Annotated in this window: 11 protein-coding genes; 6 read left to right on the top strand and 5 right to left on the bottom strand. The window is 56.8% G+C overall.

Going from position 1 to position 16,028, the window contains the following annotated elements; all coding sequences use genetic code 11:
• Positions 1–26: 26 nt before the first annotated feature.
• Both GSQ91_RS03225 and GSQ91_RS03220 read left to right on the top strand, forming a co-directional pair.
• Positions 27–1,259: a class I SAM-dependent rRNA methyltransferase gene (locus GSQ91_RS03225; RefSeq protein ID WP_158819816.1), complete on the top strand. Its 1,233-nt coding sequence runs from the start codon at positions 27–29 to the stop codon at positions 1,257–1,259.
• Positions 1,260–1,393: 134 nt separating this feature from the next.
• Positions 1,394–1,831 (top strand): DUF2147 domain-containing protein, encoded by a 438-nt coding sequence (locus tag GSQ91_RS03220; RefSeq protein ID WP_158819815.1) that lies wholly within the window; start codon positions 1,394–1,396, stop codon positions 1,829–1,831.
• 116 nt (positions 1,832–1,947) lie between these two features.
• On the opposite strand, the gene GSQ91_RS03215 is transcribed toward GSQ91_RS03220, so the two are convergent.
• From GSQ91_RS03215 to GSQ91_RS03200, 4 genes are all read right to left on the bottom strand, one after another.
• On the bottom strand, positions 1,948–5,190 hold the full coding sequence (locus GSQ91_RS03215) for a TonB-dependent receptor (RefSeq protein ID WP_158819814.1): 3,243 nt from the start codon (positions 5,188–5,190) through the stop codon (positions 1,948–1,950).
• Positions 5,191–5,518: 328 nt separating this feature from the next.
• A complete protein-coding gene (locus GSQ91_RS03210) occupies positions 5,519–6,652 on the bottom strand; it encodes a dienelactone hydrolase family protein (RefSeq protein ID WP_158819813.1) in 1,134 nt (377 codons plus the stop codon).
• A gap of 54 nt (positions 6,653–6,706) precedes the next feature.
• Entirely contained in the window at positions 6,707–7,573 is an 867-nt protein-coding gene (locus GSQ91_RS03205; protein ID WP_158819812.1) for a hypothetical protein, read from the bottom strand.
• A 78-nt stretch (positions 7,574–7,651) separates the two neighbouring features.
• Positions 7,652–9,118: a deoxyribodipyrimidine photo-lyase gene (locus GSQ91_RS03200; protein ID WP_371417077.1), complete on the bottom strand. Its 1,467-nt coding sequence runs from the start codon at positions 9,116–9,118 to the stop codon at positions 7,652–7,654.
• 102 nt (positions 9,119–9,220) lie between these two features.
• On the opposite strand from GSQ91_RS03200, the gene GSQ91_RS03195 reads away from it, so the two are divergent.
• The 4 genes from GSQ91_RS03195 (at position 9,221) to rpoD (ending at position 14,102) form a co-directional block, all read left to right on the top strand.
• A complete protein-coding gene (locus tag GSQ91_RS03195) occupies positions 9,221–9,838 on the top strand; it encodes an N-acetyltransferase (RefSeq protein ID WP_158819810.1) in 618 nt (205 codons plus the stop codon).
• Complete coding sequence (locus GSQ91_RS03190) at positions 9,835–10,128, top strand: hypothetical protein (protein ID WP_158819809.1); 294 nt, start codon at positions 9,835–9,837, stop codon at positions 10,126–10,128. Before GSQ91_RS03195 ends, GSQ91_RS03190 begins: the two co-directional genes overlap by 4 nt.
• 149 nt (positions 10,129–10,277) lie before the next feature.
• The gene (edd, locus tag GSQ91_RS03185; RefSeq protein WP_371417082.1) at positions 10,278–12,098 is read left to right on the top strand and encodes a phosphogluconate dehydratase; all 1,821 of its coding nucleotides are present in this window, start codon (positions 10,278–10,280) and stop codon (positions 12,096–12,098) included.
• Between the two features lie 282 nt (positions 12,099–12,380).
• Complete coding sequence (rpoD, locus tag GSQ91_RS03180; RefSeq protein ID WP_158819807.1) at positions 12,381–14,102, top strand: RNA polymerase sigma factor RpoD; 1,722 nt, start codon at positions 12,381–12,383, stop codon at positions 14,100–14,102.
• A gap of 87 nt (positions 14,103–14,189) precedes the next feature.
• Here the strand turns inward: rpoD and GSQ91_RS03175 are convergent, their stop codons facing one another.
• A complete protein-coding gene (locus tag GSQ91_RS03175; RefSeq protein WP_158819806.1) occupies positions 14,190–15,701 on the bottom strand; it encodes a hypothetical protein in 1,512 nt (503 codons plus the stop codon).
• Positions 15,702–16,028: the final 327 nt, after the last annotated feature.

The raw sequence follows: 16,028 nt of genomic DNA, 5'->3' as shown, positions 1-16,028 counted from the left end.
CACCTCTATCGCTACACTTGAAGAAGATGTCCACACTTCGCATTACACGCCGCGCCGCCGACCGTCTCCGTTTGGGCCACCTTTGGGTTTACCGTACCGATCTCGAGCCGGCGCAGACCGAACCCCCTGCCGGATCTCTCGTCACGATCGTCGACGCGCGCAACCAGCCGCTGGGTACAGCCCTATACTCCAGCGCCTCGAAGATCGCTGCGCGCCTTGTCTCGCAGACAGCGGAGCTCGCACGCGAGCAGTATCTTGGCGACGTCCGCAGCCGCGTCGAGGCCGCTCTGCAACTGCGCCGCGAGCTTGCTCCCATCACCGCCGGGAACAATGCCCATCGCCTGATCTTCAGCGAAGCCGACAATCTTCCCGGCATCCTGGCCGACCGCTACAACGATCTCGTCATTCTGCAACTGCTCGCGCAGGGCACGGCGCAGGACGATGTTCGCCAGACCGTCGTTGCAGCCCTTCGCGAGGGACTCGCGCCCAACGACGAGACGCTGACTCTCTGGGAGCGCCCCGATCCACGTATCCGGGAGCTCGAACAACTGGAAGCTCCTTCGCCCGATCCGCTCTTTTCCTCGGACTCTTCGGCCGCAACAACGACGATCTTCAGCCTGAACGGCCTGCGCTTTGGCTATGACGTCGGCGCCGGACAGAAGACGGGTGCGTTTCTCGACCAGCGCCTGAACTACGCCGCAGCGGCAGACCATGTGCAAGCGTCCGGCCGAACGGGCCGCGTACTCGATGTCTGTACCTACCACGGGGGCTTCGCTCTACACCTGGCGCAGGTCTGCGAACGAGTGACCGGTGTGGACGCCAGCCGTACCGCGCTCGAAGCCGCCGATCACAACCTCGCGCTCAATCCGCAGTTAAAAGCCGAGACCGATTGGATCGAAGCGGACGCCTTCGAGCTTATGAGCGCCTATGACGCTCAGCACGAGCGCTTCGACGCCATCGTGCTCGACCCGCCCGCCTTCGCGAAGTCCAAACGCGCTGCCGAGGGAGCCCTGCGTGGTTACAAGGAGTTGAACCTGCGCGCTCTGCGCATGATCTCCGCAGGAGGGACGCTGATTACCAACTCCTGCTCACATCATGTGTCGCTGGAAGACTTCACCGCTATCGTCACATCGGCCGCAGCCGATGCCGGCCGTCGCGTGCAATTACTAGAAACCCGCGCGGCAGCGGCCGACCATCCCGAGATTCTCACACTGCCCGAGACGCGCTATCTTAAGTGCCTGATCTGCCGAGTGGACTAACGGTTCCACTTTCCGGTACATCTATCTTTCGTCGTTCTCTTGATCCTGAACGACGCTAAATGGAGAAAGCTCCGCACGTCGCTTGCTCTGCCACTCTTGTTTAGTACCATCAACGCGCATCCAACCAGAACGACATGAGTCCACGCACACGGCCCTACGCATTTTTACTGTTGATCTCCTTTGGCTCTCTCGCCCATGCGGCCACAGGCGTGCTTGGGGACTGGATAAATCCCACGCAGTCCGTGATACGGATCTATCCCTGCGGCAATAGCGTGTGCGCGAAGATCGTCAAACTCTCGCCTACGGCTCCCGGGAAAGTCGATCACAATAATCCCAATGCCAGCCTGCGCAACCGTCCGCTCTGTGGATTAGAGATTGGCATCGACTTTCATCGGATTGACGCCGATCATCTCGACGGTGGCCATCTCTACGATCCGGAGTCAGGCAGAACCTACAAGGGGACCATCACCTCCGCGGGCGACGAGTTGAACCTGCGTGGATATATCGGTATCCCCCTGCTGGGCAGGACTGAGGTGTGGCATCGCGTCCCGGCTGTCGCTGCCTGTCAATGAGCAGGCCTGACACAGGCTCCCAAAGCCTCGTTTAAGAAGAAAAGGGCACGCAGCCTGATTATGGCTGCGTGCCCTTTTGAGTTCACCTTTATTAGAGTGGTTTGCCGAAAAGCGCTTTAGAAGAGAAGCTTCAAAGCGACCTGGGTGTTGAAAGGCTCCCCTGGACCGATGCCAGGCGCTCCGTTGTAATCGCCAATCGTATCTGTGCTGCGCCCAAAGGAGCTCGATCCAAAGGACGAAGAGCTCGGGGGTGCGAGGTTGATACGGTTGGTGATGTTATAGAACTCGGCACGGAACTGTGCTGAGACACGCTGCGTTATATGCGTTGTCTTGAACAGAGACAGATCTGCCGACGCATAGCCCGGTCCGTAGTAAGCGTTGCGGTGAAGAGTGCCGAAGGTTCCCACGGTTGGTGCCGCAAAAGCCGCCGGATCGACCCACTGCACGTAACGTGAAGTCTTCGTTGGAATGAAGTTGTGTGAAACGTCGAATGGCTTACCGACGAGATTGACACGTTGATAGCCTTCGTTCGTTCCTGTTGTATCGCTCGAAGTAGTGATGTTGAACGGCGCGCCGCCATGCAGGTTGATCAAGCCATTGGCCTGCCAGCCTTCAGCCAGCCATTTAGGACCTTTTCCGAACCTGGGCAGCTCATAGCTGACAGCGCCGTTGAAGCCGTGACGGGTGTCATAGTCTGAGTTACCGTATTCACCCCTGAAGTTGTTGCTGTTCTGAGGCAGCTTGCTGCGATACTGCGTCATATCGTCGAGGTTGTGGCTCCAGGTGTAATTGAACTGTGAATTCACACCGTGCCATGAGCTGGTACGTATGGTTGCCTGCAGAGAGTTGTAGTTGGAGTTTCCAATCGTCTCAACCTGGTTAATGACACCGTAGGTTGGGAACTGCGAGTAATAGGGGCGGGAAGATTGCTGTACCGATCCAGGTTTACCGCCAAGAACTCCTATGAGTGGATTGCTTGTTGAAGCCGGATTCAAACCTGCCTGATTGATATCCACCAGCGCAACCTGATGGCGGCTCTGGCTGCCTACATATCCCAGCGAGAAGATGGCCTTCGATCCTAAAGCTTGTTCGATACCCAACGTGTAGTTGGATGTGATGGGCGTCTTGAAGTTCTGGCTCACCGAAAACAGATTCAGGATGCTGGAAGGACTACCCTGGAAAAGTGGAACACCCGTCTCCCAGGTATAGGCATTCTGACTAATGGTTTGTACGGGCGAAGTCCCAGCAGGGTTGCCTTCAAATCCGTTGGGGCCGCCATTGCCAGGACGGTTATCGAGGAATGGACTCAGGGAAGTTGCATCGTAGAACACGCCATAGCTGCCACGCAGCACAAGGTGGCCATTCTCCTGCGGCTGAAAGGAGAAGCCCAGGCGTGGAGCAATGTTCGTATATTGGGTTGGGTAAAGACTGCCAATGCCATCTCCCTGCACAACGAGTCCACCGAGTGACGGGACAAATGTTGGCAGATCCTTGGAACCATCGTGCAATGGGCCTTCATAGTCGTAGCGGATGCCATAGTTCACATTCAAGCGATGTGTGATCTGCCATGAATCCTGCGCAAACAGATCAAAGTTATTCACATACACCAAACGCTCTGCGTTGCCACGCGCGAGTGACGACGAAACTACTTTACCGGCGAGGAAGTCCGCTAATGCGGCCACATTCGAATCCGAGCTATAGGGGTTTGTCGTATACCCACCCTGCGAACCATCGAAGGTAAAGGTTCCTAGTCCATTGCGATAGTAGAACTCGTCGAGCTGTGCCTTGCGGAACTCTCCACCAAAACGAAGCTGGTGTGCGCCGATGTTATAGGACAGATCATCTGTAACGTGTCCAACGATGTCGTTGCGACCCTCAGGTGGTGTTTCACCGGTTGGATCAAAGCTCCCGATTTTAATGAGTGGAGCACCATTCGCGACATCCGTATCCAGACCTACAGCGTTTACATCGAAGCTGTGATTGAAGTCGTGGAAGACCTGGTTGTAGGCGCTTACACCAAACAGCAACTGATTCGTCAGCCGTGGCGTGATGACAGCGTTATACACGATCGAATAGTTCTGAACGTGGATAGGAGCTACCTCGTAATAATCCTTGATGTAGGACCCTACAGGAGCTATCTGGTTACCCTGCCCAACGATCCAGCGGGCCGAGATACTATTTCTGTCGTTGAAGTTATGGTCGAGCTTAATCACTCCGTTATTGCTATAGCCGTTTTCAGCCGAAGGGATATAGTTATTCGCGGTCGCAGGTCCTGTCAAAACAGATGCCGGCCAGAGCAGATTTAATACGTTCGTCGAAAGCGGGTTCACCGCAATTTCATTTAGTGAAAGCAGCTTCTGGGCTTCTGCCTGATAAGCGGTCGATGGCTCCGTTCCAGTTGTCAGTACTCCAATGAGAAACTGCTGCTTTTCGAACGAGGTGAAGAAGAAGGTACGATCACGGCGGATGGGGCCGCCTAACGAGAAGCCATACGCCTCATTGCGTAACTTCGTCTTCGGAACGAAGACTGGGTCCGCGGCAAGCGCCTCGTTGCGGTTGTAGTAGTACGCACTGCCATGCGGGCTGTTGGTGCCGGACTTGATCACCAGATTGGCCGTGGCTCCTGGGTTGCGTCCGGTCTCAGCGGTTGATTGTGTCTGGATCGAGAACTGATCGACGGCATCCAGCGGCAACACAGTTCCTGCAATGCCTCCGATACCACTCTGATTGATGGCCGAGTTATTGGCCCAGAGATCGTTGTTATCCGTACCGTCGAGCTGCCAATTGGTCTGGTTGGTACGCGCGCCATTGATTGAGCCAAGCACACCGGTATAGCCGGCAAAGCCGGGAATAACGCCAACAATCTTCTTGAAGTCGCGTCCGTTGAGCGGCAGGGATTGCAGAGACTTGCCCGCGATCACGGTTGTCTGCTGCGTTGTCGTCGTGTCGAGCGACAGGGCGTCGGCCAGGACTTCAACGGTGGTACTTTGATCCGCAACGCTCAGGTGCAGTGGCAACGTATAGATTGTGCCTGCGCTTACCGGAACGCCTTTTACATTGATCGGCTGAAATCCAGGCGTAGCAACGTGGACCGTATAGCTGCCAAGTGGCAAATCCTGAAAGCTATAGCTACCTGAATCTGACGTAAGGGTGGTGTGAACTACACCCGTCCCTTCATCCGTTGCCGTGACCTGAGTATTGGGAACTGCCGCGTCAGATTTGTCCGCGAGCGTGCCGTTGATGCCGCCACGAAAGGTCTGAGCGATGGCTTGCGTCGATGTCAGTGCAAAGAACGCCAGTAAGAAGCCCGATAGAAAGACATAGATTGCTTGTTGCTTGATACTTCGTGTGCTACCCATGATGCCTCCAAACTGTGTTTCGAAAGAGCTCTTTATTAAAAGCAATGGCCCGGATTTTTTAGATCTCATCGTGTTGCGAGTAATGGGGTATGAGAACAACGTAAAAAGAAAATGGCCCGCAGGTTTTACCTGCGGGCCATCTAGAGAGTGTATGAAGTCAGCTTCAGCAGCGGACACAATCCCTGGCCCATGCATAGGCACAGCAACACTCGGGGGACACAGACACGAGCAGGGAAATTGAATTCATAATGAATTTATAGCAGAGCTGGATACCCTGTTGCAATGGTAGTAACTGGTGGCCATCCAATGGACACGCGGGTTATTTCAGTTAATGTGACTTCAAAGACTTGTCGAAAAATTTCACTGCCATATCTGCCACCTTCGCATGTACCGCATCTCGGCTTACGCTCGCGTTGTCCGCGCAGTAGGTCCCGAGCCTGGTCTTGCCCTCAGGGGTACAGGTGTCGAGAAAGGTATAGTGCATCACGCCGCCCGGCAGTATCGTCTCCCGTGCGCCACGTACGTTCATGCGAATCCAATCGTCATTGTCGCGAGCCGGCGCAATGGGATCCGCGTTGCCTACAACCATCTCCACCGGAAGGCGAATCGCGCGCAGACTGTCGTCGGTAAACGTCATGCCCATCGCAGGAGCGATCGCGAAGACTGCCTTAACCCGTGGATCCTGGAAGGAATCGCCAGACCGTGCCAGGGATTCGCCGCTGGTCTTGCGCACGGCCTGCAACATCTGATGGGGACTGCCCATATTGCGCATCTCTGGAATGTGGCACGCCGCCGTGTCCGCGTCTTTGGCTCCCTTATCCGGCTTTTGGCTGCTATCGGTTCTTTCACGGCAAAGATCGTAGAGGATGCTGACATCCGTCTGCGCACCAGCCAGCTCCATTGCGGTATAGCCGCCGATAGAGAATCCAGCCGAGCCTACGCGCTCCGGATCGATATGCGGACCTATCTCAGCGTCTGCGAGCACGCCATCGAGCACTTCACTTAGATCAGTCGCCCGCTCCCACCACAGCACAAATCCCTCAGCCGTATAGGGCTCGCGGGAGTTGTTTCCCGGATGGTCCACCGCAATCGCAATATAGCCTGCCCGCGCCAAGGCAGTGCCGAGCCACGCCATCTGCTCAGCCGAACCGCCCGAGCCATGCGACAGCAGCACCAGAGGAAACTTTCGCAGCGCGGGCTCGAACTGCGCATCAGGCACAGCCGATCCAGCTTCAAACAAGGGTGCATCCGGCGGTCCAATCGTCTGCTTTGTCTCAATGGCCGTGGAGATCGCCGGGTACCAGATGGTGCAGCGCAACTCCTTGTGCTCAGCGCCACGCCAGTTGCGCGTCTGCGTTGGATGAAACACACGTGTCGCCAAGCCAACGTGCGCACTCGTCTGCGCCCGCGCCTCTATCGTAAACAACCCCATCAGAGCCAGTGCAAGAATCCGTCTCCGCATGATTTCAGCTTATTCCTTTGAGAGTGCTGTCTCATCTACAAATTTGGTAAAGACTTAGTGGCATTCGACATAGTAGTCCACGACATCCGGTGCATCCTTGCCGGCATCACCCTCTCCAGCCGTAGTGACTGAAAGCCGGGCCCCAGGGGTTCTGTAGTTGAAGGCGCAGAAGGCATAGCCCGTTCCGGCACAGCTATCTACTTCGATAATTCCATGTTTAATGAAGCCCACTTCCCGAGAGGAAATCTCGGGGGCAGACGTAGGCTTGCTCGCCACAGGTTTCCAGCCCTTACCGATCAGTATCTTGCGGGCCTTGTCGATCGGCAGATCATAGATATTGGGAACCAGCACTTTGCCGTGGCAGAAGGAGTCTTCCGTAGCGAGAGCGCCCAAACGCAGATCGCCCTGCAACCCCTGGATATCGCCGACCGGGGCACTCAGGATATCGCCGCTCCAGACACGCAGGCCACCACCATCCAGGGCTACGATCTTTCCAATCGACTCCTTGGAAGCCCGCGGAGCATAGGCCAGTGCTACCAGTTTTGTTCCGTTGAAGATTCCAATATTCCCCTGCTCCACGATGCAGTGAGCACTCGTGCCCGCCTCAAACTTTCCGGCAAAGCTGACCACCCGATATGTGCCCAGAACAGCCTCCCCAGTCACAGCCCAGCCGTGCGCTGCGACCAATTTGCCCGCTGCTGAGACAGGACGGATCACATAGTTCTCACATTCGCTCCTGTCCTGCACTGCGCCCGGCGCCCTGGGCAGCGGGTTGTCATAGAGTGTGAAGTCCAGGCCTTTGATCTCGGAGACGACGTGCAGGCCATGGGCTTCGGACGCAGTGTCAGAGAGTGACGTTTGAGCCAGCACAGTCAAAGATGCCAACCCTATCAGGGCCACCACAAGAGATCGTCTTCGCATGGCTCCAGCTTAATGCAGTTTTCTGTTCTTGCGTAGTTGAGCGGGTTTCGGCAAGAGATGCGGTATGGGGAGTTATCCCTACTTCGGTAGTGCGTTCATCTGCTCTATGTATTTTTGTGCGTCGAACTTCCTGCTGGTGCTTGCGCCTGACATATAACGGCGCTTGCCGAACACTGGCCGCTCACCCCACGCGCGATCGAACTTACCCAGCACAGCCCAGGCTACGCCCGCATATCCATTGGGATCACGCCCATCCAGAAAGTAGCGATCGTTCAGATAGATCGCCCATTTCATCGCAGTCGCAGTATTGCGCGTCCACTCCAGGATCTTCTTGGCCCAGTACATACGGAGGTAGTTATGCATCCATCCATAGCGGACCATCTGTAACTGCGCTGCGTTCCATAACTCGTCGTGGGTACGTGCGCCCTCGAGTTGTGCAAGTGTGTAGAGCACCTCGCGCTCATCGCGATCATGCTCGGCGATCGTTGCTTTGGCCCAGTTGTCCGCGCATGCCGGCGAGTCGTACTCCGGCTGATAGCGCACGAAGTTTACTGCCAGTTCGCGCCACACGATCAATTCGTTAAAGTAACTATCCCGTGCGGCGCTTAGCTTTGGGTCTCGCTTCACCTGCGCATTCAGCGCGAGGGCAATCGTCAGCGGCCCGATATGCCCGAAGTGCAGGTAGGGGCTCATTTTGCTCGATCCATCGAGCTCGGGATGGTTGCGGTCACGGTCATAGGTCTCCAGCATCTTGCCGCAGAAGATGTGCAGCCGCTTCATCGCAGCACGATGCCCACCCTGCCACGCAGCAACTAGCTGAACTGTGCGATCAAAGTCCTGCCAATCACGGGTCATATCCTTGCGCACATCGTCGACGTGAAGACCACGCGGTTTGCGCCACACCTTCTCTGCACGTGGATTTTCATAAGGGTGCAGGAACTCCGGCAACGCGCGATACAGCCTTGGCCGCGCTACGCCGGCGCTGAACTGTGCCTTCTCCAGCAGCTTCGACGGCACAATCACATCCGCATCTACCGTCCAGAAGGGAACCTGCAGATTTTTCGCGAGCCGTACGCGCCACTGCTCCGGCTCGCGCATCGGGTTCTCGTCGCCAATCACCATAGCGGCATGGACATCCGCAAAAAAGCGCTCGTGATCTTCCTGCGGAGCCCGCCGCATTACGAACCCTACACCGCGTTCCGCGCAGTCTTCTTCGATATCCGGCAGTCCCTGGTTGAGAAACACATAGTGCCTCAGATTGGCATGAGGAAAGTTCCGGATTCCCGCGAAGTACGCCACGCAGGGCAATCCCAGCGTGTTCGCAACTTCAACGGCCTTATCGAGTGCATGATTGTCGCGCCCGCGCTGCGCACGCTGCATCCAGTAGACGACGCACTTGCCCTTCGCCGGAGCGCCAGCGCGTCGCACCGTTACCCGAGGATCGTCGGCCAAGGCACGCAACTCTTTCGACACGCTTTCATCGCCCGCAAAGCCCTCGGCGATTTGGGCATACTCCGCGTCCTTTTCCTGTGCACTCTTCAACACAACTCCTTCGTTCGATACAGCTTCAACGTTATCCTCTCCGCGCTGTCCTATTACCATTTGAGTTGCTAGAGTTTCTTTACCATTAGGTCTGCGAGAGTTTCTATGTCTGTAAAAGCCACCACCGATTCTTTTCTCCCCAGTGCGCCGCCCTCAATCGAACCCGTCACCCTCCGCCGAGCCACTGCAACCGATGCCGCGGTACTTGCGCTCGTCGGCGCCGCTACGTTTCTAGAAGCTTTCACCTGGATGCTGCCGGGAGCAGACATCGTTGCCCACTGTGCGAAGAACCATACGCCTGAGGCGTATGCCGCGTACCTTGCCAAGCCTGATACGCGCATCACGCTGGCGGTCACCGGTGTGGATGTACCCGTGGGCTATGCGATGCTCAGCGCACCCGACCTTCCCAGCTTCGACGTGCTGCCCACCGACATCGAACTCAAACGTATCTATCTGTTTTCGCGATTTCGCTCGTCGGCGACACCAGTAGAAGGCCATCCGGGCATCCGGACAGCGCAGGCACTCCTGGATGCGGCCATTGCCGATGCCCGTGAGCTAGGGCGCACACGTCTGCTGCTGGGAACACACGCAGGCAACGAGCGCGCCATTGGTTTCTACCGGCGCAACGGCTTCAGTGAAGCCGGAACACGCACCTTCACAGTCGGCACACAGGTGTGCTGCGATCTGATCTTTGCAAAGCCGCTGGAGGCAGTCTCACGATGAAGCTTACGGCCCCGCCGCATCGCGGCCGCTCCTCCGCCTCTCCCTCACTCTCCCAGACCACCGCTCCCGGTTTTCTGAACCCGAACCAGCAGAAGGTCATCGCCGCTACAGGCGCGCGTTCCACCTCGCGCGCGAACCAGAGCATCTACCATCTGCGCTGCGGTCTTTGCTCCCACGACTATGGCTGCAACGGGCTCGACATCAAAGGACGTCTCTGCCCTAGCTGCCAGTCCGGTGTACCCGGCGAGCCCCTCCGTGAGCGCGGGCCGATGCTCGATTTCTCCTCCTAAAGACTAGAGTCCTTTGACTCAGGAAGGTCTGGTCATCTTTTTGATAGAAGTTGCGAAAGCAAAATACGTCCGATTATCGGATATACTTCGCCCATGACCTGCCTCTTTTCCCGCACTCTCGTTTCGAATCAGGTGTCCGCACCATGGATGTGAACCACCGCGTCGCCGAAGTTACCCGCCGCATCGTAGAACGTAGCCAACCTACCCGTTCCCGTTATCTCGAAGCTCTCTCGGCCTCTATCCGCACCGCACCGCATCGTGAAGCCCGTGGCTGCGCCAATCAGGCCCATGGGTTTGCGGCCTGCACCTCACATGACAAGGCCGTGCTGCGCCAGGGCGGCGCAGGCAATATCGCCATCATCACGGCCTACAACGACATGCTCTCCGCGCATCAGCCCTATGAGCGGTTCCCCGAGCTCATTCGTGCAGCCGCACGCGAGGCCGGCGGGGTGGCGCAGGTTGCCGGCGGCGTTCCCGCCATGTGCGACGGCATTACCCAGGGCGAGACCGGCATGGAGCTCTCGCTCTTTTCGCGCGATGTTATTGCGCTTTCGACCGCGGTTGCGCTCTCGCACCAGACCTTCGATGCGGTTGTGTGTCTCGGCATCTGCGACAAGATCGTCCCGGGCCTTGTGATCGGCGCGCTCTCCTTCGGGCACCTTCCGACGGTCTTTCTACCCAGTGGACCCATGACGTCCGGGTTCTCGAACGAAGACCGCAAGTACCTGCGGCAGCGCTACGCCGAGGGCCAGGTGACTCGAGCAGAGCTGCTGGAAGCGGAGGCTGCCTCGTACCATAGCCCCGGCACCTGTACTTTCTACGGGACCGCCAACACCAACCAGATGATGATGGAGATCATGGGCCTGCATCTGCCCGGCTCCTCGTTCGTGAACGCGAATACACCGCTGCGTGATGCGCTCACCCGGGCCGCCGTGCATCGTACGCTGGCCCTTACCGCCTTTGGTTCGGAATACACTCCCGTGGGCACGATGCTCGACGAGCGGGTGTTCGTTAATGGCCTCATTGGACTGCTCGCCACGGGCGGTTCAACGAACCACACTATGCACATGATCGCGATGGCTGCCGCTGCGGGCATCAAGCTGGAGTGGGCTGATTTCGCCGCGCTTGCTGAGGTTACGCCCCTGCTGGTTCGGGTCTATCCGAACGGCAAGGCTGATGTGAACCACTTCCACGCTGCTGGTGGGATGGGTTTTCTGATCCGCGAACTGCTCGGCGCTGGGCTGTTGCATTCTGACGTAAAGACCATCATGGGGACGGGGCTTGACCGTTATACCCAGGAACCTTTTCTGGACGCGGAGGGCGAACTTACCTGGCGTGAGGGTGTGGCTAGTAGCGGAGAGACGAAGATCCTCCGTCCGGTAATCGAACCATTTGAACACCATGGCGGTCTGGGCGTACTTCAGGGCAATCTTGGCAAAGCCATCGTCAAGACTTCGGCGATTGCGGAAGACCGGCACACGATCGAGGGTGTCGTCCGGACCTTCCATAGCCAGGAGGAGATGCAGGGGGCGTTTCTCGCGGGGGAGCTGCACCGGGACATCATCGTTGTCGTGCGCTTCCAGGGTCCGCGTGCCAATGGCATGCCGGAGTTGCACAAGCTTCTGCCGCCGCTGCAAGCCGTTCAGAGTCATGGATTTAAGGTGGCGCTGGTCACCGATGGCCGACTCTCCGGGGCTTCGGGTGACGTGCTTGCGGCAATTCATCTCACTCCCGAAGCCGCCGAAGGAGGCCCGATCGCCAAGTTGCGCGATGGCGATCGCCTGCGGATCGACGCCAATACCAACGAGCTCAATGTGTTGGTGGATCCGGCGGAGTGGGACGCTCGCTCCCCCATCCACGAGGACCTTGCGGAGTCGCAGTTCGGGGTGGGCCGCGAGCTCTTCAGCATGTTCCGCAATACGGTCAGCACACCGGATCAGGGGGCTTCCATCTTCACCGCCCGCAGCTAGCTGCGGGCGGGTAGGAGCGACGGTCCTCCTCTGCATCTTTCCCACTAGGATTCGCGTCTAAAGGAGTGGTACACTATGTTTCACTGGAGACGTGCGCCTTTGAGTTGCCGAAGCCTCAAGCCCTGAGTGTCTTCCGCCTGCGCCCGCGGCCTTGACCGCACCCCCGTCCCAGTGATCCGACACAACCCAGGGAGACCTCCGCGCCGCACTCACGAGCGCGTTCTTTTCCTCTAAATATTTTCTCGCGCCAACCCGCGCCGAGACCCCCCAGGAGCGCCCAACGTGGCTGACGAAATCGATAAGTACGAAGAAGACGTAGACCGCATCATCGACACCGGCAAGGAGAAGGGTTACCTCACCTACGGCGAAGTCAACGACCTGCTGCCCGGCGACATCACGTCGCCCGACGAGCTCGATGATTTGATGACCACCATCAACACCCAGGGCATTGAAGTGCTCTCGGGTGAGGGCCGTCGTGCGGCCAGCGAACGCGCAGCCGAAGAGCACGACAACGAGTCCGGCGAAGAAGGCGACGATGTCGAACTCGATCTCTCGCCCGGCACGCTGGAGAAGACCAACGACCCCGTCCGCATGTACCTGCGCGAGATGGGTACCGTTCCCCTGCTCACTCGCGAGGGTGAGGTCGAGATTGCGAAGCGCATCGAGCGCGGCCAGATGCGCGTGATGAAGGCCATCTCGCGCTCGCCGATCGTCATTCGCGAGATCACCGGCCTCGGTGAAGACCTCAAGCGCGGCGTCCGCAACATCAAGGAAGTCGTCGTATTCGACGAAGAAGAGCTGACGGAAGAGATTCTCGCCGCGCGCGTGAAGCAGACTGTCGCCCGCATCGACGAGTTGATCAAGCACCAGAAGAAAGCCGCCGACCATGCCATCCGCGTCGCAGAGCCGCATGGCAAGGACGCGAAGGCCAAGGAGAAGGACAAGCGCAAGAGCCGCTGGCTCATGGGCCGCGAGCATGTATTCGTCAACCGGATCGTCCGCGAGCTGAAGTACACCAACGGCGAAAAGAAGCGGCTGCTCGACAAGGTCAACAAGACAGTCGACTCCATGCGCACGCTGGAGCGTCAGATTCGTTCGCTCGAGGCGAAGTTCGACGCCTCGCGCTCTGAAGAGCTCAAGAAGGAATACAAGCGCCAGCAGAAGAACTGCCGCGTGGATCTGCAGCGCGTGGAAACCGACTCGGGTATCTCACTCGACGATCTGAAGCGCACGCAGCGCGAGATGATCCAGGGCGACATGGACGCGGAGAAGGCTAAGCGTGAGCTGATCGAAGCCAACCTTCGTCTCGTCGTCTCCATCGCGAAGAAATACACCAACCGCGGCCTGCAGTTCCTCGACCTGATTCAAGAGGGCAACATCGGCCTGATGAAGGCCGTGGATAAGTTCGAGTATCGCCGTGGCTATAAGTTCTCGACGTACGCTACCTGGTGGATTCGTCAGGCCATTACTCGCGCCATCGCCGATCAGGCTCGCACCATTCGTATTCCGGTGCACATGATCGAGACGATCAACAAGCTCATCCGCACCTCGCGTCAGCTGGTGCAGGAGCTGGGCCGCGAGGCGTCGTCGGAAGAGATCGCCAAGCGCATGGATATTCCTGTCGCGAAGGTCCGCAAGGTCCTCAAGATCGCGCAGGAGCCCATCTCACTGGAGACTCCGATCGGCGAAGAGGAAGATTCGCATCTTGGCGACTTCATCGAAGACCGCATGGCCGTCAGCCCGAGCGACGCTGTGATCTCGGTCAACCTGAAGGAGTACACCTCTCAGGTGCTGCGCACGCTGACCCCGCGGGAAGAGCGCGTGATCAAGATGCGCTTCGGACTCGAGGACGGCAGCGAGCACACGCTGGAAGAGGTTGGACAGAGCTTCCAGGTCACTCGCGAGCGCATTCGCCAGATAGAGGCCAAGGCTCTCCGCAAGCTGCGTCATCCGTCGCGCTCGCGCAAGCTCAAGGCGTTCGTCGATGGCGTCAAAGAGATGTAGTTTGTACTATCTTCGACATAAAGGGCGCGCCACTATGGCGCGCCCTTTGTCGTTCTTCGATCTCGACGCGCACCTTTGCGAGCGTCATCATTGGTTTACTTGCCAAAATTCCCCGGAGGGAAATGCTTTTGCCAGATGGTAATGACTATGTATAAAGACGGTAAATTCTTGCAAACGAGCATTATCGTCGAATGCTTCTTCGTGCCGTAGAAAGATGAGGGTCGAAGGATATTGTTGAAGCGATCGGATAACTGCTTCCTCCTGTGCAGGAGTTGTCATCTTTGTGGGAAGGATGAGATCCAACGGGGTAGGATTTCGCAATGCGACTGCAAAAGACGCAGGCGTTAATCCGAAGAAATAGTCATTGGCACGAGTGTGCTCTGCTAGCCAACGGTCCACGGCATATTGTTCCGGTGACAGAAAGGCAGTCCTACCAGTCGGAAGATCAAGATAGTTTCGCGGCAGTAGCTGTAATCGAATTGGCAGGTAGAGAAATAAAGCGATCGACAACCACCAGAGCGTGCTTTGTATCTTTCGCTCGATTGCCCCGACCCCGCTGAAATACCAGACAAACGCAATCATGGCTGGGGGAGCAACCATGCATAGCCGGTGGGAAGACGGACCTAGTGCTACGGTAACGAGAAGCGCCGAGCCAGCCAAGCTAATTAGCAGTACAGCTTCCCAGTGACGCGGATTCATATGATGTTTTTGACGAAATAATCGATGGAAACAAAAGATATATACAAGAGGTACGAATAGATACAGGCAAGAAAAAGAGACCCTATGAAAGAAATCAATGAATCCAGGCTGAGACCCGAGTCCCAAAAGTGGATAAGAATATTGTGTGGCTGTGAAGGGGCGGGGATATTCCCATAACGCATAGACCAAAGTGCGAATGCCTGCCAAGTGCGCATAATAGCCGAGAGTTCCACCAACTATAACGATAAATGGAACGGTTAATACAACTAGTGCCTTTATTAATAAGAACTTTGACTGACGTTCGGTCCGAAGCATCCAGATGATGAATGTGGCGATAGCCACAAAGCCAAGAAAGCCTTGTGTCTGAGTAAATATCGTAGCGACGCCGCATAGAGCACCCGCGGATAGAATTTTGCTGTATGTCCTGCCGCGCAGCAGCGTGAGCACAGCCAGCATTACCAGCAAGGTGCTATACCAGTGATGTGTCGCATCGCGCGCATTGTCAAAATCAAATATAAGAAACAGGGTAGCCGGTAGAAATACGAGATTTCCGCTCAAGAGTCGCTTCGAAATTTGTAAGAGGACTGCCGTGAGCGAGAGACCAAGCAGAATGACGATGGCCAAAACAAGCCAGGCATGAATGCCAAATAATCGAAATAGCCCGGCATACAAGAGGTCCGTTCCCGGCATTACAAAAACAAAGAAATCGCGAAAGGGGACCTGGCCCATTAAAATGCGTTTCGCATGCTCAAAGAAAAACACCGCATCATTCTGCGCTGCCATTGGTATACCCGGAAGCACACAAGTTCGCAGGTATAAAAAAATACCCGTAGCCACCAGGAATAGCGCCGTCCTTAATCCAGATGTCTTAATGAGTGGCAAGGTGTAATCGGTTTGCATTTCAGTCTTGAGCCGTCCTAGAAGACCATAGTGGAATCGATCAGTTGTCACAGGTTTGTCATAACCTTGTCACCGCGTGTTGGATAGCGACTATGTCTTAAGCGGCTTTGGCGGGCCTGTTCCAGAGGTTCCAGGTCCATTCCGATCCGGTCTCGATGCATCCTTGTTTTCCATCAAGAAAGTGACAGAGCAGAATTGTGCGTCAGGCTAATAAGACCGATACGGGAATCGACACGTAATACATGGCCTAAGAGACCTGCAGGTTGCCTGCACGGCACTATCACCTGCGCAGGCAACCTGCAGGTCTCTCCACTCCGCATGATGATA

It is taken from the genome of Granulicella sp. S156 (assembly GCF_009766105.1).
Lineage (GTDB): Bacteria > Acidobacteriota > Terriglobia > Terriglobales > Acidobacteriaceae > Granulicella.
Note: the sequence above shows the minus strand (reverse complement) of the source record. Positions and strands in the feature narration are given on the sequence as shown.

What these genes read in the sequence shown, in the direction of transcription:
- GSQ91_RS03225 (WP_158819816.1), top strand. Translation starts at nt 27, where the DNA reads ATGTCCACACTTCGCATTACACGCCGCGCCGCCGACCGTCTCCGTTTG.
- GSQ91_RS03220 (WP_158819815.1), top strand. Translation starts at nt 1,394, where the DNA reads ATGAGTCCACGCACACGGCCCTACGCATTTTTACTGTTGATCTCCTTT.
- GSQ91_RS03215 (WP_158819814.1), bottom strand. Translation starts at nt 5,190, where the DNA reads ATGGGTAGCACACGAAGTATCAAGCAACAAGCAATCTATGTCTTTCTA.
- GSQ91_RS03210 (WP_158819813.1), bottom strand. Translation starts at nt 6,652, where the DNA reads ATGCGGAGACGGATTCTTGCACTGGCTCTGATGGGGTTGTTTACGATA.
- GSQ91_RS03205 (WP_158819812.1), bottom strand. Translation starts at nt 7,573, where the DNA reads ATGCGAAGACGATCTCTTGTGGTGGCCCTGATAGGGTTGGCATCTTTG.
- GSQ91_RS03195 (WP_158819810.1), top strand. Translation starts at nt 9,221, where the DNA reads ATGTCTGTAAAAGCCACCACCGATTCTTTTCTCCCCAGTGCGCCGCCC.
- GSQ91_RS03190 (WP_158819809.1), top strand. Translation starts at nt 9,835, where the DNA reads ATGAAGCTTACGGCCCCGCCGCATCGCGGCCGCTCCTCCGCCTCTCCC.
- GSQ91_RS03175 (WP_158819806.1), bottom strand. Translation starts at nt 15,701, where the DNA reads ATGCAAACCGATTACACCTTGCCACTCATTAAGACATCTGGATTAAGG.